Source organism: Limnohabitans sp. (assembly GCF_030158565.1).
GTDB lineage: Bacteria > Pseudomonadota > Gammaproteobacteria > Burkholderiales > Burkholderiaceae_C > Limnohabitans_A.
The window spans coordinates 152,377-177,202 of record NZ_JAOASQ010000023.1 but is presented as its reverse complement, the minus strand read 5'-3'; the positions used below and the strand labels follow the sequence as shown (position 1 = coordinate 177,202).

General features: G+C 62.9%; 23 protein-coding genes, 1 tRNA gene and 1 pseudogene. 20 read left to right on the top strand and 5 right to left on the bottom strand.

Features of this window, described 5'->3' with window-relative positions:
- Nucleotides 1-284: 284 nt before the first annotated feature.
- Nucleotides 285-1,694 carry an NADP-dependent phosphogluconate dehydrogenase gene (gene gndA / locus Q1W40_RS04595; protein WP_300709333.1) on the bottom strand — a complete coding sequence of 470 codons (1,410 nt, stop codon included), beginning with the start codon at nt 1,692-1,694 and terminating at the stop codon, nt 285-287.
- 196 nt (nt 1,695-1,890) lie between these two features.
- On the opposite strand from gndA, the gene Q1W40_RS04590 reads away from it, so the two are divergent.
- From Q1W40_RS04590 to Q1W40_RS04525, 14 genes and pseudogenes are all read left to right on the top strand, one after another.
- Nucleotides 1,891-2,694, top strand: a complete 804-nt coding sequence (locus Q1W40_RS04590) for a GntR family transcriptional regulator (RefSeq protein ID WP_300709331.1) — start codon at nt 1,891-1,893, stop codon at nt 2,692-2,694.
- A 22-nt stretch (nt 2,695-2,716) separates the two neighbouring features.
- Entirely contained in the window at nt 2,717-3,919 is a 1,203-nt protein-coding gene (locus Q1W40_RS04585) for an ABC transporter substrate-binding protein (protein WP_300709329.1), read from the top strand.
- 26 nt (nt 3,920-3,945) lie between these two features.
- Entirely contained in the window at nt 3,946-4,818 is an 873-nt protein-coding gene (locus Q1W40_RS04580; RefSeq protein ID WP_300709327.1) for a branched-chain amino acid ABC transporter permease, read from the top strand.
- Nucleotides 4,815-5,807, top strand: a complete 993-nt coding sequence (locus Q1W40_RS04575) for a branched-chain amino acid ABC transporter permease (protein WP_300709325.1) — start codon at nt 4,815-4,817, stop codon at nt 5,805-5,807. Before Q1W40_RS04580 ends, Q1W40_RS04575 begins: the two co-directional genes overlap by 4 nt.
- Nucleotides 5,801-6,580 carry an ABC transporter ATP-binding protein gene (locus Q1W40_RS04570; protein ID WP_300709390.1) on the top strand — a complete coding sequence of 260 codons (780 nt, stop codon included), beginning with the start codon at nt 5,801-5,803 and terminating at the stop codon, nt 6,578-6,580. The genes Q1W40_RS04575 and Q1W40_RS04570 overlap by 7 nt, the downstream gene beginning before the upstream one ends.
- Nucleotides 6,577-7,287, top strand: coding sequence for an ABC transporter ATP-binding protein (locus tag Q1W40_RS04565; protein ID WP_300709323.1), 711 nt, complete (start codon nt 6,577-6,579; stop codon nt 7,285-7,287). Before Q1W40_RS04570 ends, Q1W40_RS04565 begins: the two co-directional genes overlap by 4 nt.
- 8 nt (nt 7,288-7,295) lie before the next feature.
- On the top strand, nt 7,296-8,582 hold the full coding sequence (locus Q1W40_RS04560; protein ID WP_300709321.1) for a 3-isopropylmalate dehydratase large subunit: 1,287 nt from the start codon (nt 7,296-7,298) through the stop codon (nt 8,580-8,582).
- Nucleotides 8,579-9,082 (top strand): 3-isopropylmalate dehydratase, encoded by a 504-nt coding sequence (locus Q1W40_RS04555; RefSeq protein WP_108324372.1) that lies wholly within the window; start codon nt 8,579-8,581, stop codon nt 9,080-9,082. The genes Q1W40_RS04560 and Q1W40_RS04555 overlap by 4 nt, the downstream gene beginning before the upstream one ends.
- A 47-nt stretch (nt 9,083-9,129) precedes the next feature.
- Nucleotides 9,130-10,794 carry a hydantoinase B/oxoprolinase family protein gene (locus Q1W40_RS04550; RefSeq protein ID WP_300709388.1) on the top strand — a complete coding sequence of 555 codons (1,665 nt, stop codon included), beginning with the start codon at nt 9,130-9,132 and terminating at the stop codon, nt 10,792-10,794.
- Nucleotides 10,791-12,863 (top strand): hydantoinase/oxoprolinase family protein, encoded by a 2,073-nt coding sequence (locus Q1W40_RS04545; RefSeq protein ID WP_300709318.1) that lies wholly within the window; start codon nt 10,791-10,793, stop codon nt 12,861-12,863. The genes Q1W40_RS04550 and Q1W40_RS04545 overlap by 4 nt, the downstream gene beginning before the upstream one ends.
- The gene (locus Q1W40_RS04540; protein ID WP_300709316.1) at nt 12,860-13,462 is read left to right on the top strand and encodes a cysteine hydrolase; all 603 of its coding nucleotides are present in this window, start codon (nt 12,860-12,862) and stop codon (nt 13,460-13,462) included. Before Q1W40_RS04545 ends, Q1W40_RS04540 begins: the two co-directional genes overlap by 4 nt.
- Nucleotides 13,463-13,466: 4 nt before the next feature.
- A complete protein-coding gene (locus Q1W40_RS04535) occupies nt 13,467-14,867 on the top strand; it encodes an FAD-dependent oxidoreductase (RefSeq protein WP_300709314.1) in 1,401 nt (466 codons plus the stop codon).
- A complete protein-coding gene (locus Q1W40_RS04530) occupies nt 14,864-15,733 on the top strand; it encodes an isocitrate lyase/PEP mutase family protein (RefSeq protein ID WP_300709312.1) in 870 nt (289 codons plus the stop codon). Before Q1W40_RS04535 ends, Q1W40_RS04530 begins: the two co-directional genes overlap by 4 nt.
- A gap of 80 nt (nt 15,734-15,813) precedes the next feature.
- A pseudogene (locus Q1W40_RS04525) lies at nt 15,814-16,327 on the top strand (fumarylacetoacetate hydrolase family protein); the annotation flags it as partial.
- Between the two features lie 20 nt (nt 16,328-16,347).
- Here Q1W40_RS04525 and phaZ read toward each other — a convergent pair.
- On the bottom strand, nt 16,348-17,568 hold the full coding sequence (gene phaZ / locus Q1W40_RS04520) for a polyhydroxyalkanoate depolymerase (protein ID WP_300709310.1): 1,221 nt from the start codon (nt 17,566-17,568) through the stop codon (nt 16,348-16,350).
- Between the two features lie 131 nt (nt 17,569-17,699).
- Between phaZ and Q1W40_RS04515 the strand changes: the two genes are divergently transcribed.
- On the top strand, nt 17,700-18,356 hold the full coding sequence (locus tag Q1W40_RS04515) for a glutathione S-transferase (protein ID WP_300709308.1): 657 nt from the start codon (nt 17,700-17,702) through the stop codon (nt 18,354-18,356).
- 48 nt (nt 18,357-18,404) lie between these two features.
- On the opposite strand, the gene Q1W40_RS04510 is transcribed toward Q1W40_RS04515, so the two are convergent.
- A complete protein-coding gene (locus Q1W40_RS04510) occupies nt 18,405-18,827 on the bottom strand; it encodes a cupin domain-containing protein (RefSeq protein WP_300709306.1) in 423 nt (140 codons plus the stop codon).
- Between the two features lie 273 nt (nt 18,828-19,100).
- Here Q1W40_RS04510 and Q1W40_RS04505 point away from each other — a divergent pair, with 273 nt between their 5' ends.
- The 3 genes from Q1W40_RS04505 to Q1W40_RS04495 are packed head-to-tail and all read left to right on the top strand — an operon-like array spanning nt 19,101 to nt 21,958.
- Nucleotides 19,101-19,691 (top strand): carboxymuconolactone decarboxylase family protein, encoded by a 591-nt coding sequence (locus Q1W40_RS04505; protein ID WP_300709304.1) that lies wholly within the window; start codon nt 19,101-19,103, stop codon nt 19,689-19,691.
- A 41-nt stretch (nt 19,692-19,732) separates the two neighbouring features.
- Nucleotides 19,733-20,710, top strand: a complete 978-nt coding sequence (locus Q1W40_RS04500) for a tripartite tricarboxylate transporter substrate-binding protein (protein ID WP_199222277.1) — start codon at nt 19,733-19,735, stop codon at nt 20,708-20,710.
- 57 nt (nt 20,711-20,767) lie between these two features.
- The gene (locus Q1W40_RS04495) at nt 20,768-21,958 is read left to right on the top strand and encodes an MFS transporter (protein ID WP_300709300.1); all 1,191 of its coding nucleotides are present in this window, start codon (nt 20,768-20,770) and stop codon (nt 21,956-21,958) included.
- Nucleotides 21,959-21,986: 28 nt separating this feature from the next.
- Here the strand turns inward: Q1W40_RS04495 and Q1W40_RS04490 are convergent, their stop codons facing one another.
- On the bottom strand, nt 21,987-22,805 hold the full coding sequence (locus Q1W40_RS04490) for a fumarylacetoacetate hydrolase family protein (protein ID WP_300709298.1): 819 nt from the start codon (nt 22,803-22,805) through the stop codon (nt 21,987-21,989).
- A 112-nt stretch (nt 22,806-22,917) separates the two neighbouring features.
- On the opposite strand from Q1W40_RS04490, the gene Q1W40_RS04485 reads away from it, so the two are divergent.
- Nucleotides 22,918-22,994: transfer RNA gene (locus Q1W40_RS04485), tRNA-Met, on the top strand.
- 71 nt (nt 22,995-23,065) lie between these two features.
- On the opposite strand, the gene Q1W40_RS04480 is transcribed toward Q1W40_RS04485, so the two are convergent.
- Complete coding sequence (locus Q1W40_RS04480) at nt 23,066-23,845, bottom strand: enoyl-CoA hydratase (protein WP_300709295.1); 780 nt, start codon at nt 23,843-23,845, stop codon at nt 23,066-23,068.
- A 171-nt stretch (nt 23,846-24,016) separates the two neighbouring features.
- Here Q1W40_RS04480 and Q1W40_RS04475 point away from each other — a divergent pair, with 171 nt between their 5' ends.
- A complete protein-coding gene (locus Q1W40_RS04475) occupies nt 24,017-24,820 on the top strand; it encodes an enoyl-CoA hydratase-related protein (RefSeq protein ID WP_300709293.1) in 804 nt (267 codons plus the stop codon).
- Nucleotides 24,821-24,826 lie beyond the last annotated feature (6 nt).

Genomic DNA, 24,826 nt, shown 5'->3' with positions numbered 1-24,826 from the left:
GTCATCCCGGGCTTGACCCGGGATCCATGCCTGTGGGTTTTGGACCCCGGGTCAAGCCCGGGGTGACATTAGATGGGGCTGGGATGACATCGGATGGGGCGGGGGTGAAATGGAGTTGCCCGAGATGAGATGTGAGCTGGCATGGACCCCGGGTCAAGCCCGGGGTGACATCACAGAGGCGCTTGGGGTGACATCGCAGAGGTGCCCGGGGTGACATCACAGAGGCGCCCGGGGTGACTGAAGGGCGCGGGGTGACAAAGGACTTGGGGTGAGAGAAGCCTTGTTCACGCGCCCCAGCGGGTGTGGAACTTGCCGGGCTTGTCGGTGCGCTGGTAGGTGTGTGCGCCAAAGTAGTCGCGCTGGGCTTGCAGCAAGTTGGCGGGCAGGCGGGCGGATCGGTAGGCGTCGTAATACGACAGGGCGCTCATGAAGGCGGGTACGGCCACGCCGTTCAGAGCGGCCATGGCCACCACTTCGCGCAGGTCTTGTTCGCAGTCGGCCATGACGCGGGCAAAGTGTTCGTCGATCAACAAGTTGGGCAGATCGTTGTGGGCGGCAAAGGCGCGGCGCATGTCTTCGAGCAGGTGGGCGCGGATGATGCAGCCTGCGCGCCAGACCGAGGCCACCTTGGCCATGGGCAGTTCCCACTGGTGTTCGCGGTCCGCGGCTTTGAGCAGCGCAAAGCCTTGCGCATAGGCGCAGAGCTTGGCGGCCAGCAAGGCGCGTTGGATCTTGGGCAGGATATCTTCGCGCTCGCCGCTCACCTTGGGCGCAGGGCCTTTCAAGATTTTGGACGCCGCCACGCGCTCGGGCTGGATGGCGCTCACGGTGCGGGCAAACACCGCGTCGGCAATCGTGGGCGCGGTCACGCCCATGTCCAGCGCGATCTGGCTGGTCCATTTGCCGGTGCCTTTTTGCTCGGCGGTGTCCAGGATCATGTTGACCAAGGCGTCGCCGGTGTCGGGGTCGGTTTGCTTCAGGATGTCGGCGGTGATGCCGATCAGGTAGCTGCCCAGCTCGCCTTCGTTCCAGTGGCTGAACACCGGGCTCATCTCGGCGGCGCTCATGCCCAGGCATTGCTGCATCAGCCAATAGGCTTCGCAGATCATTTGCATGTCGGCGTATTCGATGCCGTTGTGCACCATCTTCACAAAGTGACCGGCACCGCCGTGGCCCATCCAGTCGCAGCAGGGCTGGCCGTCGTCGGCCTTGGCGGCAATGGCTTGCAGCAGGGGTTTGACCAGCGGCCAAGCTTCGGGCGAGCCACCGGGCATGAGCGCGGGGCCGCGCAGGGCGCCTTCTTCGCCGCCGCTCACGCCAGCGCCCACATACAAGATGCCCGAGCCATCCAGCGCTGCGATGCGCCGCTGGGTGTCGGTGAACAAGGTGTTGCCGCCGTCGATGATCACGTCACCCGCCGCCAGCAGGGGGCGCAGCTCGGCCAGCACCGCATCCACCGGCGCGCCTGCGGGCACCATCAGCCACACGCGGCGCGGCACTTGCAAGCTGGCCACCAGCTGGGCCAATGACTCGGTGGTCTGGGCCTTCAGGCCTTGGGTGCGCTGGGTGAAGCTTTGGCGTCGGGCCGCGTCCAGGTCAAAACCGCTGACGACAAAACCGTTGCGTTCCAGATTCAGGGCCAGGTTTTCACCCATCACGCCCAGGCCCACCAGGCCGATATCGCTTGCTTGCATGTGTTTCTTTGAAGAAATGTACTCAGCCCGATGTAGAAAGTTCATCGGGTTTCAGGCACCGATTTTGCAACAGCTCAGAGGGGCTCCCCATCCATGCACCAGATCAAGGCTACGGGAAATCCCCAATCAAATGTCCTATGGATAGAACCTGATTGTTCTATTGACAGGACATTAGGACTGATCAACGATAGCTGCCATGAACCCCAATCTCCCTTTGCCGAAGTACCACCAGATTTATCTGGTGCTGCGCGAGCAATTGCGCGAAGGCCGTTTTGATGCCGGTTTGCCCGGCGAGATGGCCTTGATGGGCCAGTTCGGCGTGGCCCGTGTCACGGTGCGCCGAGCGTTGTCGCAGTTGGCGCAAGAAGGCCTGATCAGCCGTGAGCCCGGTCGCGGCACCCGCCCAGTGCAAGCGCGGGCCAATGAAGTGCAGATGCAAGCGGCCACCATGGCCACCGGCCAGCAGGCGCGCCTGACGGGCCTGCTGGAGAACCTGGTCACCATGGGTCTGCGCACCAAGGTCAAGGTCTTGTCGGTCGAGCGCATGCGTGCGCCGGTGGATGTGGCCGCCGCCTTGCAGCTGCAAGCCGGTGTCACCGTGCAAAAAGCCGAACGTGTGCGCAGCACGCCCGAAGGGCCGCTCTCGCACATCACCACCTGGGTGCCCGAGTCGATCTCGGCGGGCTTTGGCAAACGTGAATTGATGCAAAAGCCCATCTTGGTGCTGCTCGAAGAGTCGGGCGTCAAGGTGGGGCGTGCTGAGCAAACCATTTCGGCCCGCTTGGCCGATGTGGGCATGGCCCAGCACCTGGATGTGTCCGTCGGATCGGCCTTGCTGGCGGTGCGGCGTTTGATTTATGACGAGGACGACCGTCCCGTCCAATGGCTGCATGGCTTGTACCGACCGGACCGGTACGAATACCAGATGCAGTTGTCCCGCGTTGGCAGCATCGATGCCAAGGTGTGGGTAAGCCAAGAGCTGTCCGCCAACTTTCATTGACCTTCACGAAAAGGATGTTTCCATGACCACACGTCGCCATTTCATGGGCCAGTCCGCTGCTGCGGCCTCGGCACTCGCGTTTCCGTTGGTGGGGGGGGCACAACCCAAACCCATCAAGATCGGTGTGTTGCACCCTGTCACGGGTGCCCTGGCTTACTCGGGCCAGCAGTGCCGCCTGGGCGCGCAGATGGCGATCGAAGACATCAACAAGGCCGGTGGCATCAAGTCGCTGGGCGGCGCCAAGATTGAGGCGATGCTGGGCGATGCACAGTCCAACCCGCAAGCAGGCATTGCCGAAATCGAGAAGATGAACGAAGCCGGTGTGAGCGCCGTCGTCGGTGCTTTTGCCTCCGCCATTTGCCTGGCCACTACCCAAGCCGCAGCCAAGTACAACCTGCCCCATGTGGTCGACGTCGGCGTGGCCGACCAGATCGTCGAGCGTGGCCTGAAAAACACCTTCCGCTTTGGCCCTGGCTACAAAAAGTGCGCCGAAGTGGCCGTGTCCAGCTTGCATGTTTTGAACACCGCCGCTGGCAAGCCCGCCCGCACCGTGATGATCGTGCACGAAGAGTCGCTATTCGGCACGGGCACCGCCAACTTGCTGGCCAAAGAGCTGCCCGGCTACGGCTACGAAGTCAAAGAGATCATCAAGCACGCCAACCCCACGCGTGACTTCAACAACATCGCGCTGCGCATCAAGCAGGTCAACCCCGACATCTTGATCCCTGCCAACTACTACAACGAATACGCCTTGCTGGTGCGCACTTTGCAGCAGCAAAAAATCACACCCAAGGCCATCTATTCGGTGCTCGGTGGCGCGGCGTCAAGCTACAAGTTCGTCAAGGAATTCCCTGAGGCGGCCAACGGCATCATCGATTGCAACCATTGGTTCAACCCCAAGGACAAGCGCTCTGCCGAACTCAAAAAACGTGTGGAAGCCCAAGGCCAGTTCTTCAGCTATGAAGTCTTCATGACCTACACCGCCATGATGCTGCTGGCCGATGCGATCGAGCGCGCCAAGTCGCCAGACCGCGCCGCCATCATCGACGCGCTGGCTTCCAGCAAGTTCGCCAACCACATCATGCCCTACGGTCCTACACAGTTTGTGAACGGTCAGAACATGGGCGCACAGCCTTTGATGACCCAGGTCACCAAAGGCGACATCAAGGTGATCGTGCCGCGCGACTACCGCGAAGTCGAGCCGGTCTTCCCGCTCAAGGGCTGATCTGGCATTGAACTGAAAGACTCCCGATGCTTGACTTGAACATCCTGTTTCCGTCAGTGCTCAACGGCATCACCACCGGTGCCGTGTATGCGCTGATTGCGCTGGGCCTGACGCTGATTTATGGCGTGCTGCACATCATCAATTTCGCGCATGGCGCGGCCTTGATGGTGGCGCTGTACGGTGTGTACATGCTCAAGGAAAAGCTCGGGATCGATCCTTACCTGGCCTTGCCCATCATGGTGCCGGCCATGTTCGTTCTGGGCTATGCGCTGCAGCGCGGTGTCATCAACCGCGCCAGCCATGGCAAAGACGAAAACATTCTGCTGGTCACGCTGGGCCTGTCCATCGTGCTGGAAAACCTGGCTTTGCTGTTTTTCAAATCCGACACCCGAACCATTGAAACCGCTTACACCCTGAGCACGGTCGAGATCGGCCCGGCCTTCATCGCGCTGCCCAAGTTGGTGGCGTTTGGTGGGGCCTTGGTGGTGTCGGCCGCGTTGTTGCTCATCGTGCAAAAGACCGACCTGGGTCGCGCCATCCGCGCGGTGTCCAAAGAAAAACAAGGTGCCCGTTTGATGGGCATCGATGTGGACCATGTCTACGCGATGTGCTTTGGCTTGGGCCTGGCCAGTTTGGGGGCCGCAGCTTGCTTTTTGATGCCGGCTTATTACGTCAACCCACAGGTGGGCAATGGCTTTGTGCTGGTGGCCTTCACCATCGTGGTGCTGGGCGGCATGGGCAGTTTTGCCGGGGCATTGCTGGGCGGTTTGTTGATCGGCGTTGTCGAATCGCTGGGCGGTTTGCTGCTGGGTGAATCGCTGGGTCAGGTGGGTATTTTTGTGATTTTTATTGCGGTGCTTTTGCTCAGGCCGCAAGGATTTTTTGGAGCGAAGGCATGAAAGACTTTCGCAACATCGCGCTGTTTGTGGTGCTGGTGGCGGCAGTGCCCTTGTTCACCGATTCGGGCGTGATGCTCAACTTTGTCATGACGTCTTTGTATGCCTGTTTGCTCTCGCAAGCCTGGAACGTGCTGGGCGGTTTTGGCGGTCAGTTTTCATTTGGCCATGCGCTGTTTTTTGGCACCGGCGCTTATGTGCAGGCCATTGCGCAAATGCAGTGGGGCCTGAGCCCCTGGGTGGCTTTGCCGCTGGCCATGGCCTTTGCCGCCGGTGTGGGTGCTTTTGTGGGGGCGGCCTCGTTCCGCTACGGCCTCAAGGGTTCGTACTTTGCGCTGGTCACCCTGGCTTTTGCCGAGGTGTTCCGCATCGTGGCCACCTCGGTGCCTTTCACCGGCGCAGGTGTCGGCCTGATGCTGCCGCTCCAGGAGTCGGCCGCCAACATGCAGTTTGCCAGCCGGGCCGGGTTCATCTGGCTCATGCTGGGGCTGGTCACGCTGGCGCTGTGCGTCACGGCCTGGCTCAAGGCTTCGCGCTTTGGCGCTTATCTGCAAGCGGTGCGCGACAACGAAGACGCAGCCCGCGCTGTGGGTGTGAACCCTTTGCGCGTCAAGCTGGTTGCCACCATTTTGTCGGGTGGCCTGATGGGCGCAGGTGGCGCCTTTTATGTGCAGGTCTTCCAGTACATCGACCCGGGCATCGCCTTTGGCTCGCACACGTCTGTGGAGGCTTTGGTGGGCGCGATCGTGGGTGGCTTGGGCACCTTGTGGGGGCCGCTCTTGGGGGCTGTCAGCCTGCACATCCTGGCTGACCTCACGCGCAATTTGTTCGGCCAGTTGCCGGGCATCAACATGGTCATTTACGGTGTGGTGTTGATCGGCATTGTGATGTTCTTGCCACGCGGTATTGCTGGCCTGGGCACCATCACACCGCTGCAGTGGCTGCGCGGCCACAAGCCCTCTGAAGGCGAAAAACACGGAGGCCAATCATGAGCACGCTGATGCAAATCGACGGCGTGGGCAAATCCTTTGGTGGCCTCAAAGCCGTGCAAAACGTCAGCCTGTCGGTGACCGAAGGGCGTCTCAGCGCCCTGATCGGCCCCAACGGCGCGGGCAAGACCACCTTGTTTGCGCTCATGTCCGGCTTCCTCAAGCCCGACACCGGTCGTGTGGTGTTTGCCGGGCAAGACATCACCGGCCAAGCCCCTCACCTGAACGCCCGCATGGGCCTGACCCGCACCTTCCAGATCGTGCAGCCTTTTGCCGCACAGACGGTGCGTGAAAACATCGCGGTCGGTGCGCATCTGCACCTGCCCGGTCGTGCGCAAGCGCTGGAGTTTGCCGAGTCGGTGGCGCAGCAGGTGGGCCTGACGCCGCAGCTGGACAAATTGGCCAGTGACCTCACCGTGGCCGGCCGCAAGCGCCTGGAGCTGGCGCGTGCGCTGGCCACGCGCCCGCGCCTTTTGCTGCTGGACGAGGTGTTGGCGGGCCTGAACCCGCAAGAGATTGCCGAGATGATTCCGGTGGTGCAAAGCATTGCCAAAAGCGGCGTGACGGTCTTGATGATCGAGCACGTCATGCAAGCCGTGATGAGCCTGGCGCAAGAGGTCTGGGTGTTGGCCCAAGGGCAATTGATTGCCCACGGCACGCCCGCCGAGGTGACGAACAACAAAGCTGTGGTCGAGGCCTATCTGGGCCACGGTACCGCCGAGCGTTTGCAAAAGAACGCGGCCAAAGCGCTGGCCGCCAAGGAGGCCCAGGCATGAGCGCTTTGTTGAATGTGCAAGGCCTGAAGTCGGGCTACGGTGCGGTCGAGGTTTTGCGCGGTGTGGACCTGCAGGTCATGCCCGGCGAGACGGTGGCGCTCTTGGGCAGCAACGGTGCAGGCAAGACCACGCTTAACCTGACCTTGAGTGGCCTGGTGGCCACGCGTGCCGGGCAGGTGCAGTTCGATGGGCAGGACATCACCGGCATGCATTCGCGCGAGGTGGTGACGCATGGTTTGATCCAGGTGCCCGAAGGCCGCAAGGTCTTCCCCAACCTGAGCGTGCATGAAAACCTGGAGCTGGGCGCCTTCACCCGGGGCCGCGAGCGCCGCTCACAAAACCTGGACAAGGTGTACGAGACCTTCCCGCGCTTGAAGGAACGTGTGACGCAACTGGCAGGCACTTTGAGCGGTGGCGAGCAGCAGATGCTGGCCATTGGCCGAGGCCTCATGGCCGAGCCGCGTTTGTTGATCCTGGACGAGCCTTCGCTGGGTTTGTCGCCGCTTTTGGTTGAAGAGATGTTCGCGCTGATCGCGCAGCTGCGCAGCACGGGCCTGGCGGTCTTGCTGGTCGAGCAAAACGTGGGCCAATCGCTGGACATTGCCGACCGCGCGTATGTGATGGAAAACGGCACGATCCGTTTTGCGGGAACGCCCGCCGACCTGTTGGCCAGCGACACTTTGCGGCAAGCCTATTTGGGCATGTGAGGCGCTGAATGAGCACGAGCGAAACCATGCCTCAAACCTTGGCACAAAAACTGATTGCCCGCGCTGCTGGCCGCACCCATGTCGCCGTGGGCGAGGTGGTGACCTGCAACGTGGACTTGGCCATGTTCCACGACTCGTCCGGCCCCCGGCGCTTGAAACCCATGCTCGATGAACTGGGCGCCGAGATCTGGGACAAAAACAAAGTGGTGCTGGTGCTGGACCACTATGTGCCCGCACAAGACGCTGACGCGCAAAAAATCATCCAGATCACCCGCGACACCGCCAAACAATGGCAGCTGCCGAATGTGATCGACAGCGAAGGCATCTGCCATGTGGTTTTGCCCGAACGGGGCCATTTGAAGCCCGGCATGTTTTGCGTGGGCGGCGACTCGCATTCGCCCACGGGCGGCGCGTTTGGCTGCTACATGTTCGGCATTGGCGCCACCGAGATGCTGGGCGTGTGCGTGACCGGCCAGATTTGGGTGCAGGTGCCGCGCACCTTGCGCATGCACTGGCATGGCCGCTTGCAAGCGGGTGTGTCGGCCAAAGACATGATGCTGCACATGATTGCCCGCTTTGGCATGAACGGCGGCCAATACCAGGCGGTGGAGTTTGCAGGCGCTGCCGTGCAGGCCTTGTCCATGGCCGAGCGCATGACGATGTCCAACATGAGCGCCGAGATGGGCGCACAAGCGGGCTTGATCGCGGCCGATGCCACGACTCTGGCGCACCTGAAATCGATTGGGGTGTCGCAAGACAAACTCAGCGGTGCCGAGCAGTGGTTCACCGACGAAGACGCAGAGTACGAGCAACACATGTTTGACGCCTCGCGCCTGAGCCCGCAAGTGGCCGCGCCGCACAGCCCGGCCAACACGCGCGATGTGGCCGAGTTTGCCGACGTGGTGCCCAGCATTGCCTACATCGGTGCCTGCACCGGGGCCAAGCTCGAAGACCTGCGCGCCGCCGCGCAGGTGCTCAAGGGCCAGCGCGTGGCCGCTGGCGTGCAGCTCATGGTGGCGCCGGCCAGCGCCCGCGAGCAAGCGCAGGCCACGCAAGAAGGCGTGATGCAGATCCTGCAGGACGCAGGCGCCACCATCTTGCCCAACAGTTGCGGCGCTTGCGCCGGTTACGGCGCGACTTTCCCGGAAGGGGCCACCGTGATTTCGAGCACCGCCCGCAACTTCAAAGGCCGCATGGGCCCGGCCAGCGTGAACGTGTATTTGGCCTCGCCCTACACCGTGGCGGCTTCGGCTTTGCGCGGGCGCATCAGCGATGCACGCGAGGTGCTGGCATGAATACGCGCAGTTTCAAGAACGCAAGAGTTTGGCGCGTTGGCGCCGATGTGGACACCGATGCCCTGGCGCCAGGCGCCTACATGAAGCACGGCCTGGAGGTGATTGGCTGGCATTGCCTGGAGGCGGTGCGTGCCGACTTCGCCTCGGGTGTGCAAGCGGGCGATGTGCTGGTGGCTGGTGCCAACTTTGGCATCGGCTCATCGCGTGAGCAGGCGGCCGGTGTGCTGCGGCATTTGGGCTTGGCAGCGGTGATCGCGCCGTCGTACAGCGGCCTGTATTTCCGCAACGCTTTCAACTTGGGCTTGTTGCTCTTGACTTGCCCCGAGGCCGACAAGATCGAAGAGGGCGAGCGCGTGGCCTTGCATTTTGAAGGCGACACCCCGCAGGTGATCCGTGCCAACGGCCAGGTTTTGGCTTGCGCGGCCATCCCCGGTTTTTTGATGGACATGGTCGATGCAGGCGGTTTGCTGCCCCTGCTCAAGAATAGAAAACAAGGATGAACCCGATGGTTTCAGCTTCTCAAACACCCGCTGGGATGGATCCGGTCATGGACCCCGTGATGGATCCGGTGACTTTGGCCGTGCTGCGCGGCCGGCTCGAACAAATCGCCGACGAGATGGACGCGACGCTCTACCGCAGCGCCTTCAACCCCATCATTGCCGAGGCGCACGACGCTTGCCACGGCCTGTACGACGCCATCACAGGTGACACCTTGATCCAGGGCAAGTCAGGCCTGCCCGTGTTTGTTGGGGCCATGGCTTTTGCCGTGCGCGCCGCCATGCGCGTGGCGGCTGAGCGCGGCGGCATGCAGCCGGGCGATGTGTGGCTGTTCAACGACCCCTACGAAGGCGGCACACACGCCAACGACTTCAAGCTGGTCAAGCCCTGCTTTCGCAACGGCCAGCTGTATTGCTTTTTGGCCTCGGCCGCACACTGGCATGACGTGGGTGGTGCGGTGCCCGGCAACTACAACCCTGCCGCGACCGAGTGCTGGCAAGAAGCGGTGCAGATCCCGCCGGTGCGCATTTTGCGCGGCGGCGTGCTCGACGACGATGTGCTGGCCATCTTGCGCGCCAACACCCGCCTGCCCGACAGCCTGTGGGGCGACCTGAACGGCCAGCTGGCCGCGCTTGAATTGGGTGCGCGTCGCCTGGACGGCTTGCTCGACGAATACGGCGACGCCAAAGTGGCGCAGGCCCTGGTGGAGCTGCGCACCCGTGCCGTGCGCCTGATGCGCTCGCACATCGGCAGCTTGCCCGATGGCCGTTACAGCTTTGAAGACGTGCTCGACAACGACGGCGTGAAAGACGAGTTGCTGACGATTGCGCTCGACATGACCGTGGCCGGGGACCGCTTGACCCTGGACTTTTCCCGCACCTCGGCGCAGTGCGCCGGGCCGGTGAACATCTCACGCGCCACAGCCGTGGCCGCTTGTTATGTGGCTTTGAAGCATGTGTTCCCCGATGTGCCCGCCAACGCGGGTGTGCTGGATGCGGTGGACTTCATCATTCCAGATGGTCTGGTGATCAGCGCGTCGCGGCCCCGTCCGGTGGGTGGTTACACCGAAACGATTTTGCGCATGATCGACGTGATCTTCAGCGCCACGGCCCTGGCCGATCCGCAGCGGGCGGTGGCCCATGCCTACGGCACCATCAACGCCTTGTCGATTGCCGGGCACCGCACCGACGACAAACGCAAAGGCCAGCGCTGGGTGATGTTCAGCTTTTTTGGTGGCGGGCACGGCGGCCATTCGGATGGCGATGGCCTGTCGCACGGCAATGCGCCGATCTCGACCGCCACCATCCCGCCCATGGAAATTCTGGAAGCGGCCTACCCGGTGCGCTTCACCCAGTGGGCCTTGCGCCCCGGCTCGGGCGGCGATGGCCAGCACCGGGGCGGCCTGGGCGCGATTTATGAGATCGAATTGCTCGAAGACAGCGCCGAAGCCTTCATCTTTGGCGAGCGCGGCAAGTCCGCCCCCAAAGGCATCCACGGCGGCCAACCTGCTTTGCCCAACGTGTTTGAGTATTGCCAAAACGGCGAGTGGAAGACCCCGCCGATGGTCTCCAAGATGCTCGGCATCCATTTGAAAAAAGGCGACCGCGTGCGCCTGCAAACGCCTGGCGGCGGCGGCTGGGGTGAGCCCGCTGAGCGCACTGAAAAAGACCGCGCCAATGACGCGGCACTCGGTTACACCAAGGAACAAGCATGAGCGAGCAGTCTGTGAATCAACCGCATTGGGTGGTCGGCGTGGACGTGGGCGGAACGTTCACCGACCTGTTTGTGCTGGACGAAAAAACCGGCCAGGCCCGCATCGTCAAAGTGCCCTCGACCCGGGGTGAAGAAGCCCGGGGCTTCATGAACGGCATCGCCAAAGTGACCGGGGTCACCGGTGCAGAAGGCGCCAAAGACATCGCCACCATCGTGCACGGCACGACCGTGGGCACCAACGCCTTGCTGGAGCGCAAGATCGCCCGCACCGGCATCATCACCACACGGGGTTTTCGCGATGTGCTGGAGATGCGCCGCCGCGACCGCCCACAAACCTGGGGCCTGCGCGGCAGCTACACCCCGGTGGTGCCCCGCGCCTGGCGTCTGGAAGTGGACGAGCGTGTGCTGGCCGATGGCCAATTGCACACGCCGGTCGATCTGGACCAGGTCCGCGCACAGGCACACGCCCTGCTGGCCGAAGGCTGCGAGGCGGTGTGCGTGTTCTTTGTGCACGCCTATGCCAACCCCGGCAACGAACAAGCGGCCGTGGCCGCCGTGCGCGAGATCTGGCCCAACAGCTATGTGACGGCGGCCAGCGAAGTGCTGCCCGAGATCCGCGAGTTCGAGCGCTGCTCAACGGCCACGCTGAATGCCGCCTTGCAGCCTGTGGTGGGCAGCTATTTGCAGCGGCTGGATGGCGATTTGCGTGCCCAGGGTTTTGGCGGCGAATTGCTGATCGTGCAAAGCAATGGCGGTGTGATGTCACGCCAGACCGCTTGTGATGTGCCGGTGCGCACCGCGCTGTCAGGTCCCGCTGCGGGCGTGATGGCCTGCGCCGAAATCGCCCGCGCTTCGGGTTTTGAGAATGTCATCACGGGCGACATTGGCGGCACCTCGTTTGACGTGTCGCTGGTGGCCGGTGGCGAAGCGGCCCTCGCTGCACAAACGTCCATCGAGTTTGGCTTGGTGGTGCGCTCGCCCATGATCCAGATCGAGACCATCGGTGCCGGTGGCGGCTCGATTGCTTCGGTCGATGCGGGCGGCATGTTGCAGGTTGGCCCCGAGTCGGCCGGCAGCATCCCCGGCCCGGCCTGTTATGGCCGTGGCAACACCCGTCCTACGGTGACCGACGCCAATGTGCTGCTGGGCCGCATCGCGGCCGACCGGCCTTTGGGCGGTGGCTTGTTGCAAAAGCTCGATTCGGGCTTGTCCGAGAAAGCCATTGCCCAGCATGTGGCCGAGCCTTTGGGCCTGACGGCCTTGGCCGCGGCCGAGGCGATTTTGACGGTGGCCAATGCCCGCATGGCGGGCGCGATCCGCGTGGTGTCGATCGAGCGCGGGCACGATCCACGCCAGTTCGCCTACATGCCGTTTGGCGGCGGCGGCGGCCTGCATGTGTGCGCCATGATGCGCGAGGTGGGCGTGACCACCGGCATCGTGCCGCGTTACCCGGGCGTGACGTCGGCCCTGGGCTGCGTGATGGCCGACATGCGCCACGACGCGGTGCAGACCCTGAACGTGGCTTTGGCCGATGTGGCCTGGCCTGCTTTGCTGCAGCGGGTGGACAGCCTGGCCGAAGCTTGCCAGCTGCGCCTCGATTCTGCCGGTGTGAACTTCGTGCAGGTGGACGAAGTCATCAGCTTTGACATGCTTTACATGGGCCAGACCCACACGCTGCAAGTGCCTGTGAAGCGCGATCAGTTGAACGCCGCAGGATTGCTGGCGGCGTTTGAGTCGGCTTACCAGCACGCCTTTGGCCGCGTGCTGCAAGGCCCGGTGATCCGCGTGATGAACCTGCGCTATGCCCGGATTGGGCGTCGTCCCAAGTTCGATTTGGCGGTGCTGGCCCCACAAGGCGAAGGCAGCACCACCCCGGTGGGTGAGCAACAGGTTTACCACCAGGGCCAATGGTGGACAGCCCAGCGCTACGAGCGTTTGAGCCTGCCCGTGGGCACCGTGGTGCAAGGCCCGGCAATTTTGGAGCAGCCCGATACGACAGTGTGGCTGGAGCCGGGCTTTGAAGGTCGGGTCGACAAACTGGGCAACCTGCTGGTGGAGCGTAACGCATGAACCTGAAGAACGCCAAACTGGGCATGGTCATCGTCGACCTGCAAAATGATTTTTTGGCCCCCGACGGGGCCTATGCCCGGGGCAACACCCTGAGCGCCGAAGCCGTCAAGCTGCCTGAGCGCATGGCCCCGGTGGCGCGCGCCATCAAAGGGCGAGGTGGCTTGGTCACGGCCAGCCTGTTCACCCTCTGGCCCGATGCGCAGGGCGAGCCCATGATCTCGGCGCACCTGAAAGAGCGCCGCCCGTTTTTGCGCAAGGGTGACTTTGCACCCGGCAGCCGGGGGCAGGCCAATGTGGATGTGTTGGCCCCGCTGGTCGATGTGTCGGTGTTCAAGGTGGCGTATTCGGCCTTCTTCAACACGCAACTCGACTGGGTGCTCAAAAAATCGGGCATCGACACGCTGGTGGTCTGCGGCATCGTGACCAACGGCGGTGTCGCCAGCACGGTGCGCGATGCGCATGTGCGTGACTACCACGTCATTGTTTTGTCGGACGGTTGCGCCGCCTTCAGTGACGCCGCGCACCAGGCCGCGCTGGCCGACATGGCTTCGGTGGCTGAGGTGATGGACAGCGCCACTTTCTTGAAACAACTGGGCTGAAGCCATGACCGCCTCGCCGGCACACATTTGTCCTGCTTCTGAATTGCTGGCTGAAGACCACACGCCGGTGGTGATTGTGGGCGCAGGCGCTTGCGGCTTGACGGCTGCGCTGGCCTTGCACCGCATGGGTGTGGAGTGCGTGGTGTTGGAGCGTGATGCGTTTGCCGCAGGTTCTACGGCTTTGTCTTCGGGCTTCATCCCGGCACCCTGCACACAAGTGCAACAGACGCAAGGCATCACCGACAGTGTGGAAGCTTTTGCCGCCGACATCCAGGCCAAGGCCCATGGCCAAGCCGCGCCGCACCTGGTGCAGGCCTACGCCCAGAACATCGGCCCAGCCATGGACGCACTGGCCGAGCATCACGGCCTGCCCTGGCAAGTGCTGGACAACTTTTTGTACCCCGGCCACAGCGCCCACCGCATGCACGCCGTGCCCGAAAAAACCGGGGCCGGTTTGATGAGCCGCCTGCAAGCCGCAGCCGATGCGGCTGGCGTGGTGGTGCTCACGCAAGCGCAAGTGACCGAGCTGTGGGCCGATGAGGCGCAGCGCATCCAAGGCGTGGGTTTTGTGCGGCCTGATGGCCAGACCGAGCGGCTCCGCTGCGATGCGGTGCTGCTGGCTTGCAACGGTTTTGGCGGGGCCACGGCCATGGTCAAAGACCTGTTGCCCGAAATGGCCGAGGCCACCTATGCAGGCCATGTGGGCAACGACGGCAGCGCCATCGCCTGGGGCCAACAGCTGGGCGCTCGCTTGGCCGATTTGGGCGCTTACCAGGGCCATGGCTCATGGGCTGTGCCACAAGGCGCTTTGATATCGTGGGCGCTGATGATGGAAGGCGGCGTGCAAATCAACGCCCAAGGCCAGCGCTTTCATGATGAGACCCAGGGTTACTCGGAGGCTGCAGTGCATGTGCTGGCGCAGCCGGGCGGTGTGGCCTGGAATGTGTTTGACGATGCGCTGCTGGCCTTTGCGCAAGGGTTTCCGGACTTTGTGTCTGCGCAAGGCGCGGGCGCGGTGCAGCATGCGGCAGACGCGAATGCACTGGCGCAACTGATCGGTTGCCCGCACGGAGCCCTGCAAGCCACTTTGAATGCAGTGCAGCCCGGCACCGACCCGGTGACTGGCCGCAGTTTCCAACGCGCACTGCAAGCGCCGTTTCATGCCATCAAAGTCACCGGTGCCTTGTTCCACACCCAAGGTGGCCTGGACATCGATGCACAGACTCGCGTGCTGCGCCAAGACGGCACCCCTTTGCCCAACCTGCTGGCGGCAGGCGGCGCAGCGCGGGGCGTGTCGGGCCAAGCGGTCTGGGGTTATTTGTCGGGCAACGGCTTGCTCAGCGCCATCGCGGGTGGCCACATCGCCGCACACACCGCACAACAACTTTTGAAGGACACGCCATGAGCCAGAAAGCCACTTTGGCCCAGCGCCTGCAACAACCCCAGCCCCTGCTGGCCCCCGGCGTTTACGACGCGCTCACCGCACTGGTGGCGCAACAGGCAGGTTTTGAGGCGCTGTATTTGTCGGGCGCATCGATCGCTTACACCCGCCTGGGCCGCTCGGACATTGGCCTGACCACCGCCACCGAAGTGGCGCAGACGCTGGCCCACATCACCGACCGGGTGAACATTCCGGTCATCGTGGATGCCGACACCGGTTTTGGCAACGCGCTCAACACCCAGCGCACGGTGCGCGATTTCGAGCGCGCTGGCGCTGCGATGATCCAGATCGAAGACCAGACATTCCCCAAACGCTGCGGTCATCTGGACGGCAAAGGCGTGGTGCCGGTGGCCGAGATGCAGGGCAAGTTGCGCGCCGCACTGGACGCCCGCCACAACCAAAACACACTGATCCTGGCGCGCACCGATGCGGTGGCGGTGGAAGGCCTGGATGCCGCGCTGGAGCGGGCCGAGCGCTACCTGGAATGTGGCGTCGATGCCCTGTTCATTGAAGCCCTGCGGTCCGACGAGCAGATGAACCGCGCCTGTGCGCAATTTGCAAACCGTGTGCCGCTGCTGGCCAACATGGTCGAAGGCGGCAAGACGCCGGTGCAAAGCGCGGCCGAGTTGGGCGAGCGGGGTTTCAAAATCGTAATCTTCCCCGGCGGCACGGCGCGGGCGGTGTTGCACACACTGCAAGGCTATTACGCCAGCTTGCACAACCACCAGACCACGCGGCCCTGGCAAGAAAAGATGCTCGATTTCGATGGCCTGAATGCCGTCATTGAGACACCCGCTTTGCTGGCATTGGGGCAGCGTTATGAAGCGTGAATCCAAACAGATCTGTCTGAAATACGAGGAGACGAGCATGGACCGTCGTCATTCCTTCCAAAGTACCGCCCTCGTCACCACCGGTGTGGCGCGTCTATTGCATCGGGCGCAACTATGCGGCCCATGCGCGTGAGATGGGCTCGGACCCCACGCGCGAGCCACCGTACTTTTTCCAAAAACCCACCGATGCCATCCAGTACGTGAAGGCGGGCACGGTGGCCGATCACCCCTATCCACCGCTGACCAAGAACTACCACTGCGAGGCCGAGTTGGTGGCGGTGCTGGGCATGACGCGGCGCGATTTGCAACGCGGCATGGGCGACCAGAAAAAAGCCCAGGTAGATCGGCAAGAGCTTTGACCAATCGGCTCCGATTGGCGCGATCCGCAAGGTGGCGCAGTCAGGCCACTTTGAGCAAGGCAGCATCTGGCTCAAGGTCAATGGCGTGACCAAGCAAAGCGCCAACCTGAACCAGATGATCTGGTCGGTGGCCGAGCAGATCGCGCAACTGTCTGAAGCCTTCGAAATTTTCCCCGGCGACGTGATCGAGATGCACGTCGATGGCTTTCCCAACCTGAGCGTCAAGATCGTTTGACGCCGGGGGCGTGGTCCCGTTCAGCCCAGGCTGGCGTGGATCGCGTCACGCACCCGGGGGTAAATCTGCTCGTTCCACTTGCGGCCACTGAAGACGCCGTAGTGGCCCACGCCCGTCTGGATGTGGTGCGTTTTCAAATAGGGCTTGATGCCGGTGCACAGGTCTTGTGCAGCCACGGTCTGGCCGACCGAGCAGATGTCGTCGCGCTCGCCCTCTACCGTCATGAGGGCGGTGCGCCGAATGGCGGCGGGGTTCACGGTGCGGTCTTTCCAGGTCAATTGACCGCGCGGCAGGTCGTAGGTCTGGAACACTTTGCGCACCGTCTCCAGGTAGAACTCGGCCGGTAAATCGTTCACCGCCAGGTACTCGTCGTAGAACTTCTGAATCGCTTGAGCTTCTTCGACACGCCCTTCATCCAGATGGCGGTAAATGTTTTTGAACGCGTCCTTGTGGCGTTCCAGGTTCATGCTCATGAAGGCGCTCAGCTGCACAAAGCCGGGGTACACGCGCCGCATGAAGCCCGGGTGCGGCAGCGGCACATGGCTGATCAGGTTTTTCTCGAACCATTCAATCGGCTGGCTCACGGCCAACTCGTTCACGCCCGTCGGGTTGACGCGGCAATCGACCGGCCCGGCCATCAAGGTCAGGCTGCGCGGTTGCGCCGGGTCTCCATCTTCGGCCAGCAAGGCTGTGGCCGCCAATGCCGCCACACAGGGCTGGCACACCGCCACCATGTGCACGCCCGGGCCGATGGTTTGCGAAAACTGCATCAGGTAGCTGATGTAGTCGTCCAGCCCGAAGCCGCCGTGCCACAGGCCCACATCGCGGGCGTTGTGCCAGTCGGTGATGTAGACGTCGTGGTCTTGCAGCAAGGTGCGCACCGTCTCGCGCAGCAAGGTGGCGAAGTGGCCCGACAGGGGGGCGGCCAGCAAGACGGGGGGCTGCTCGGGTGCGTTGGCGTCGCCCACTTTCTTGAAGTGCAGCAAGGAACCAAAGGGCAGGCTCAGGACGGTCTCCTCCTGGATGCCCCAGCTTTGCCCTGCCGACTGCATGCGGTCGATGCCGTAGGCCGGTCGGGTGTGTGTCAGTCGCATGCGCGAAAGCACATCGCAGGCGGCGGACATTTTGCGCAGCACGCTGCGATCGGTGTCTTGCATCCACAGCGCGCTGCTCAGGTGCTGGGCCATCAGGCGAAGCGGTGACGCGAAGTCGGACTGGAGTTGGTAGGCCTGGTACAGCATGTCGGACTTTGTTGGAGGAGGTGCTTGACCTCACGCAAGTTGCGGGCCAGATGTGGTGCACTGGCATGGTGCTGAAAAGCGCTGCAGATTTGGCACGGCCCTTGCGTCATTGGCTGACACAGGAGAATCCCATGACGAAAACTGTCCTCACCATCAGCAGCAAGAACTACGGTGCCTGGGCCTTGCGCGGCTGGCTCATGGCCAAGCTGGTCAAGCTCGACTTCGAGGAGCACATCATCTCGCCCGATGACCCGGGCATGAAAGCCGAGATCTTGCTTTTGTCGGCCTCGATGCGCGTGCCCGCTTTGGCGCACAACGGCATTCATGTTTGGGACACGCTGGCCATTGGCGAGTACTTGCACGAGATCAAGCCGCGAGCCGGTTTGTTGCCCGCGGAGTTGGAAGCCCGCACGCATTGCCGCGCCATTTGCGGCGAGATGCATTCGGGCTTCACCGCGCTGCGCGCGTCCTTGCCCATGAACATCAAGGCGCACTTCCCGGGCTTCAAGCTGTGGTCGCGTGCGCAAAGCGACATCGACCGCATCGTGAGCATCTGGCAGGAGTGCTTGCAGGCCCACGGTGGCCCTTACCTGTATGGCAAGAAGCCTTGTCTGGCCGATGCCATGTTTGCGCCGGTGGTCACGCGCTTTTTGACCTACGATGTGTTGCTCGATGAGGCTTGCCAAGCCTACTGCCAAACCATCATGGCCTTGCCTGCCATGCAGGAGTGGGTGGCTGCCGCGCAGAGCGAACCCGATGAAATCGACGAGCTCGACGCCGAGTTTTGAGAATGCTTTGAGCACCCTTCAGGCCCGCATGCAGCGGGCCTGAACGCATCAGTTCCAGGGCGTGGGTGCCGGGATCTCGCACACGGGATCGACCTCGATGGTTTTGAAGTCCGCAGGCGAGACGATCTCCAGGTACTCCATGTCGGGCGAGTAGTCGAACAGGTAGTGGCGAATGCCCGGGCGCTGGTGTACGCAGTCACCGGCCTCGACCAGGGTGACTTTGTCTTCGTACATGAACTTGGCCCAGCCCTTGACCATGATGACGATCTGGAAGTCCGCCTCGTGGCGGTGCCAGCCGGTGCCTTTTTCGGGCGCCATATTCGCCTTGACCAGGTGCGCGATCACTTGACCGTGGGTGGCCTCGGCTATCCCTAAATCGCGGTACAAAAAGAAATCACGCAGACCGCCGCTGACATAGTCTTTGTCGGCGGGTTTGACGTGTGAGAACAGGGTTCCGGTTTTGTCCAACATGCAGTACTCCTTATGAGCGGGGCCAGTTGACCCCGCTGTGGACACTGCAAACCGTGTGCCAGCCAAGAGGCGCCGGAAACGGCTCTGGGTGCGCGTTGCTGGTGCAGGTGGCCCTTCAGATGCACAGCTTTGACGGCGCTGTCGCCAAGTCGGGGCGCGCCGTGCCCCATGCCAGTCATATGGGCGACTGTGGGGGCAGTGCCTTGTTGTTACCTTTGCCCCTCTCGCGTGCAGGCCTCGCACGCCTTGTGCAGCTCAAGTTTTGGGGACACCATGACCGAACGATTCGAACAGATCAGCTACGCGTCTTTGCCTGAGGCGGTGCGTCCTTTGGCGGACGACATCCTCAAGGTCTCCAGTGCCGCACTGGGCGGCCCCTACAACGCTTTGCTGCGCAGCCCAGACATGGCGCGGCGGGCCTTTGATTTTCTGGATTACCTGCGTTTCAGGACATCGGTCAACAAACGCCTCAACGAGTTCGCCATCCTGATCCAGGCGCGCATCGCGAATGCGCAATACGAATGGTGGGCGCACGAGCCCATTGCCCGAAAAGCGGGCTTGTCGGATGCGGTGATGCGTGACCTGCAGCAATGCCAGCGCCCCGCCAACATGCAAGCCGATGAGCGGTTGGTGTATGACTACTGCGTTCAGCTGTCCTTGAACCATCGCGTGCCCGATGCCCTGTGGCAAGAGGCCGTGAGCCAAATGGGCGAGCAGGCGGTGGTGGACTTGACCGTGTTGTCAGGCACTTATGTGATGGTGTCCATGCTGCTGAATGCCACGCAAGTGGGCATTCCGGGTGGGGGTGCAGAACCCCTGCAGGTGCTGAGCCCACTGGACATTCGCCAGCGTTTGCTGGCTTGATCGGCCACACTGCGCATTTGAAAATATACAAGGAGACTTTCATGACCCATCGCTTCATCCGCACAGCCGGGGCTTTGTTGCTGGCTGTGAGTGCTGTCCAGTCGTTTGCCCAAGATTTCCCTAACCGCGCACTCACCATGGTCATGCCCTATGCCGCAGGCGGCCCGGGCGACACCATCACCCGCGTGTTTGCCGGGGCCATGCAAAAGCATTTGGGTCAGCAGATCGTGGTGGACAACACCGCAGGTGCTTCGGGCTCGATCGGCACCGCCAAGGTGGCCCGCGCCAAACCCGATGGCTACACCTTGCTGATGATCCATGTGAGCCATGCGACCAACACGGCCATGTACAAGAGCTTGCCTTACCACCCGGTGGACGATTTCGAGCCGATTGGCCGCGCCACCAGTGGCCCGATGCTGATCGCCACGCGCAACGATTTTCCGGCCAAGAACCTGCAGGAGTTTGTCGATCACCTCAAAGCCAATGGCCCCAAGGTCAGCCTGGCCCATGCGGGTGTGGGCTCGGCTTCGCACCTGTGCGGCTTGATGATGATGAACGCCCTGAATGTGAAGCTCAATGAGATCCCTTACAAAGGCACGGGCCCGGCTTTGACGGACCTCATGGGCGGCCAGGTCGATGTGCTGTGCGACCAGACCTCGGGCACCGTGCCGCCAGTGAAGACGGGCAAGATCAAGGCCATGGCGTCCGCAGGCAAAACCCGTTTGCCGCAATTGCCCGATGTGCCCGCAATTTCGGAAGCGGGTGTGGAAGGCTTTGAGATCAACATCTCTTTTGGCTTGTACGCGCCCAAAGGCACGCCCAAGCCCGTGCTGGAGAAGTTGACTTCGGCCTTGCAAAAATCGGTCACCGACCCGGATGTGCGCCAGCGCCTGGAGGCCATGGGCATCTCGGCGGTGAGTGCCGATTTGGCGCGCCCCGAGGCTTTGCGTGCGCATTTGAAAAATGAGATCGACACCTTGGGCGGCCTGCTGGTCAAAGCCGGTGTGAAGGCCAACTGAGTTGAGCACGCGCACAGGTCATGGGGTGAGCGCCTCAGGGGTGTTGGAGTCGGGGTCTTGAAAAACTGGTGGCCTTTGTTGCTGACCTTGGTGATCCAGGCCATGGTGGCCATGGCCTTGCTCACATTGCCGGTGATGGCCCCGGTCGTGGCGCAGGCCCTGCAGGTGTCGCCTGCGCTGGTGGGGCTCTATGTTTCGGTGACCTATGCGGGGGCGATGGTGGCCACTTTGCTGGGGGGCGCCACGGTCGCCAGGCTGGGGGCCATCCGTGTGAGCCAATGGGGCTTGTTGTTGTGTGCACTGGGTTTGCTCTTGTGTGCGGTGCCCTGGTTTCCCGCCATGGCGCTGGGCGCCGTGTTGATTGGCCTGGGGTATGGCCCGATCACCCCGGCCAGTTCGCACTTGTTGGCCCGCACCACGCCCAAAGACCAGATGTCCCTGGTGTTCTCGCTCAAGCAGACCGGTGTGCCTTTGGGCAGCATGCTGGCGGGAGCCATCGTGCCGCCTTTGCTGTGGGTCATGAACTGGCAAGCGAGCCTGGCCGCTGTGGCGCTGGTGTGCGTGTTGTGCGCCTGGCTGGCGCAAGCTTTGCGGGCCGAGCTGGACAGTGACCGCCGCCCCGAGGCCACGGTGCGCTGGAGCAGCCTGATCCAGCCCATCCGCTTGGTGATGGCGCACCGGGCCTTGCTCACCATGGCGTCTTGCTCCTTCATGTTTTCCATGGTGCAGCTGTCGTTGACCACCTACCTGGTGACGTTTTTGCACGACGACCTGTCTTATGGTCTGGTGGCGGCGGGCCTGGCTTTGTCGGTGACCCAAATGGGGGGCATTGGCGGGCGCATCGCTTGGGGTTATGTGGCCGATCGCTGGCTGGGTGCCCGGCGCATGTTGCTGCTCTTGGCCAGCATGATGGCGCTGGGGGCCTTGGCCTCGGCCTTCTTGACGGCCCAGACGCCACAGAGCGTGGTGGCGGCGATCCTGGTGGCCTTTGGCGCTTCGGCCATTGGCTGGAACGGGGTTTACCTGGCCGAAGTGGCGCGCCGTGCGCCGCCCGGCATGGCCAGCATGGCCACCGGCGGGACCTTGGCCTTCACGTTTTTGGGCGTGGTCGTCGGGCCGCCCATGTTTGGTGCTTTGTCGGGCTTGTTTGGCACTTACCGCGCCGGCTTTGTGGGCCTGATGGTCATGGCCTGCGTCAGCGGCACGGTCTTGTTTTGGAGCCAGCGAGCGCCGCGCCAAGCCGCATGAGCGCATCGCTCGCCGCTTGGCGCCTATCTCAATTTGAAAAAGTCATGCTGACCCGTCCCAGCGCACCGTAATCGGCGGTGGCGGTGTCACCAGGCTCGATCTCCAGCGGCACCATGCAGGTGCCAGTGGTCACCACCTGGCCCTTTTGCAAAGTGATGCCCAGGCTCGACAACTGGTTGGCCAGCCAGGTCAGCGCGATGCGCGGGTCGCCCAGCACATTGCCGCCTGTGCCTTCGCGGGTGTAGCGCGTCTGGGCACCGTGCGCCACATGGGCGTGCACGGGGTAGGTGCTCAAATCGAATGTGCGCCACAGATCGGGCGCAGCCGGGCCCAGCACAAAGTGCCGGGCACAGGCGTTGTCGGCCAGCAGCTGCGCTTGGCCTGCGGCGGTGAAGGGTTCCATGCGCGAGTCGGGCACTTCGATGGCCGGGTGCAGCGTGGCCACGGCCGCCATGACTTGGTCCTGGGTGTAAGGCGCGCTTTGCGGCGGCAGGTCTTGCCCCATGGCAAAGGCAAACTCCGGCTCGGCCACCCGCATGCGGTTGCCCGCCGAGGGCACGCTGGCGCCGCTCTCAAACACCTGGCCCGACAGCAAGCGGCCAGCCAAAGGGCCGCCCACATTGATGTGGGCCTGGCCATTGGTGCTGGTGGCCGCGATCTTCCAGCCCACCACCGAGCGGCCAGCCACGCCGGGCAATTGCGCCTGAACGGCATAGCCTTGCTCGGCGGTCTGGGGGCGGCAGGCCTCGGGCAGGGCGCTCAGGACCTGGCCAGATTGCCAGTGCGACCAGATCACCTGGGCGGCTTGTTCGGCGGTGTGGGCAGACAGGGTGTGGGCTTGGTTCATGGGCCTGATTGTTGGTGAAATTCAAGAAACAGCCAAATCTTGTGTATAATTTTTGGCTTGACGGCGCAAGTCGTTCGCTGAAAAACAGCTTGTTTTGAAGCATCTGGTTTTCGGTGGTATAGCTCAGCTGGTTAGAGCGCAGCATTCATAATGCTGATGTCCCAGGTTCAAATCCCGGTACCACCACCAAGTACAAAACCCCAACTCCAACGAGTTGGGGTTTTTTGCTTTGGGGCCCTGTGTTCAGGGCCCCTCCAGCTTTAGCCGTTCACAAAGTTCGGTGCACGCTTGTTCAGGAAGGCGTCCATGCCTTCTTTTTGGTCGGCGGTGGCAAACAGGCCGTGGAACAGGCGGCGCTCGAACATCACGCCGTCGCTCAGGCCGCTTTCAAAGGCGCGGTTCACACTTTCCTTGGCGGCCATGGTGGCCAGCTGGCCGTAGCCGCAGATCATCAGGGCGGCGCCCAGGGCTTCGTCCATCAGCTTGTCCAGCGGCACCACGCGGCTGACCAGGCCACCGCGCTCGGCCTCGGCGGCGTCCATCATGCGGCCTGTGAGCACCAGGTCCATCGCTTTGGATTTGCCCATGGCACGGGGCAGGCGCTGCGTGCCGCCCGCGCCGGGGATGATGCCGATCTTGATTTCAGGTTGGCCGAACTTGGCGTTGTCGGCGGCGATGATGAAGTCGCACATCATGGCCAGCTCGCAGCCGCCACCCAGGGCAAAACCGGCCACCGCGGCGATCACGGGTTTGCGAACCGTGCGGATGGTTTCCCAGTTGCGGGTGATGAAGTCGTTTTTGTAGACCTCGTGGAAGTTGTACTTGGCCATGGCCGAGATGTCGGCGCCGGCGGCAAAGGCTTTTTCGCTGCCGGTGATGACCATGCAGCCAATCGCTTCGTCGGCGTCAAAGGCCTTCAGGGCGGCGCCCAGCTCATCCATGAGCTGGCTGTTCAGCGCGTTCAGGGCCTTGGGGCGGTTGAGGGTGATGATGCCGACTTTGCCGCCTTCGGTGCGGACTTCGATGGTTTCGTAGCTCAAGGACTTCTCCAAAAGGGATGTGAATTGCAAGGGCCACTATAACCAAGGCAGCTGCCGCCAGTCTGTCAATCCGGGCGCAGCGAAGGTCGAAGGCGCTGGGTTCACTAGGGGAAAACATTAACCAACCGATCGGTCGGTTAATGGTAAATTCGCAGGCTAAGGAGAAATTCCATGACCGAATCCGTGATCCCGTCGGTGTTGTACGAAGTGCGAGGCGCCGTGGCGCTGGTCACCCTCAATCGCCCGCAAGCCCTCAACAGTTTCACCCGCGAAATGCACCAGAGCCTGTGGACCGCGCTGGACCAGGCCGAAGCCAATCCGGCTGTGCGCGCCTTGGTGTTGACCGGTGCGGGCCGCGGCTTTTGTGCCGGTCTGGATTTGTCCGAACTCGATTTCACCCCCGGCCCCGGCTTGCTGGAGCGCGCCGACCCCGGTCCGGTCATCCACGATGCTTTCAACCCGACCACGCGCCGCCTGCAATCGCTGCGCATGCCCGTGATCTGCGCCGTCAACGGCGTGGCGGCTGGCGCAGGCGCCTCGGTGGCCATGGCCTGCGACATCGCGATCGCCGCGCCCACGGCCAGTTTTGTGCAGGCCTTCAGCAAGATCGGCCTGATTCCGGACGCGGGTGGCAGTTGGCTGCTGGTGGAGCGCTTGGGCCTGCCCCGCGCCATGGCGCTGGCCATGACGGGTGACAAGCTGAGCGCCGACAAGGCCAAGGAGTGGGGCCTGATCTGGGATGTGGCCGAGGACTGCGTGGCCGCTGCGCTGGCGCTGGCCGACAAACTGGCCGTGATGCCGACCAAGGCGCTGGTCGCCACCCGCCACCTGTTGCGCGACGCGGGCACACGCTCGCTGGACGCGCACCTGAATGTCGAGCGTGACACGCAATCGGCTCTGGGCAAAACGCACGACTACATGGAAGGCGTGAACGCCTTTTTGCAAAAGCGCGCACCGCTGTTCACTGGCGAATGATCAAAG

Bases quoted from the DNA above. Each gene is read 5' to 3' on its own strand.
- gndA (WP_300709333.1), bottom strand. From the start codon at position 1,694: ATGCAAGCAAGCGATATCGGCCTGGTGGGCCTGGGCGTGATGGGTGAA.
- Q1W40_RS04590 (WP_300709331.1), top strand. From the start codon at position 1,891: ATGAACCCCAATCTCCCTTTGCCGAAGTACCACCAGATTTATCTGGTG.
- Q1W40_RS04585 (WP_300709329.1), top strand. From the start codon at position 2,717: ATGACCACACGTCGCCATTTCATGGGCCAGTCCGCTGCTGCGGCCTCG.
- Q1W40_RS04580 (WP_300709327.1), top strand. From the start codon at position 3,946: ATGCTTGACTTGAACATCCTGTTTCCGTCAGTGCTCAACGGCATCACC.
- Q1W40_RS04575 (WP_300709325.1), top strand. From the start codon at position 4,815: ATGAAAGACTTTCGCAACATCGCGCTGTTTGTGGTGCTGGTGGCGGCA.
- Q1W40_RS04565 (WP_300709323.1), top strand. From the start codon at position 6,577: ATGAGCGCTTTGTTGAATGTGCAAGGCCTGAAGTCGGGCTACGGTGCG.
- Q1W40_RS04560 (WP_300709321.1), top strand. From the start codon at position 7,296: ATGAGCACGAGCGAAACCATGCCTCAAACCTTGGCACAAAAACTGATT.
- Q1W40_RS04555 (WP_108324372.1), top strand. From the start codon at position 8,579: ATGAATACGCGCAGTTTCAAGAACGCAAGAGTTTGGCGCGTTGGCGCC.
- Q1W40_RS04550 (WP_300709388.1), top strand. From the start codon at position 9,130: ATGGACCCCGTGATGGATCCGGTGACTTTGGCCGTGCTGCGCGGCCGG.
- Q1W40_RS04545 (WP_300709318.1), top strand. From the start codon at position 10,791: ATGAGCGAGCAGTCTGTGAATCAACCGCATTGGGTGGTCGGCGTGGAC.
- Q1W40_RS04540 (WP_300709316.1), top strand. From the start codon at position 12,860: ATGAACCTGAAGAACGCCAAACTGGGCATGGTCATCGTCGACCTGCAA.
- Q1W40_RS04535 (WP_300709314.1), top strand. From the start codon at position 13,467: ATGACCGCCTCGCCGGCACACATTTGTCCTGCTTCTGAATTGCTGGCT.
- Q1W40_RS04530 (WP_300709312.1), top strand. From the start codon at position 14,864: ATGAGCCAGAAAGCCACTTTGGCCCAGCGCCTGCAACAACCCCAGCCC.
- phaZ (WP_300709310.1), bottom strand. From the start codon at position 17,568: ATGCTGTACCAGGCCTACCAACTCCAGTCCGACTTCGCGTCACCGCTT.
- Q1W40_RS04515 (WP_300709308.1), top strand. From the start codon at position 17,700: ATGACGAAAACTGTCCTCACCATCAGCAGCAAGAACTACGGTGCCTGG.
- Q1W40_RS04510 (WP_300709306.1), bottom strand. From the start codon at position 18,827: ATGTTGGACAAAACCGGAACCCTGTTCTCACACGTCAAACCCGCCGAC.
- Q1W40_RS04505 (WP_300709304.1), top strand. From the start codon at position 19,101: ATGACCGAACGATTCGAACAGATCAGCTACGCGTCTTTGCCTGAGGCG.
- Q1W40_RS04500 (WP_199222277.1), top strand. From the start codon at position 19,733: ATGACCCATCGCTTCATCCGCACAGCCGGGGCTTTGTTGCTGGCTGTG.
- Q1W40_RS04490 (WP_300709298.1), bottom strand. From the start codon at position 22,805: ATGAACCAAGCCCACACCCTGTCTGCCCACACCGCCGAACAAGCCGCC.
- Q1W40_RS04475 (WP_300709293.1), top strand. From the start codon at position 24,017: ATGACCGAATCCGTGATCCCGTCGGTGTTGTACGAAGTGCGAGGCGCC.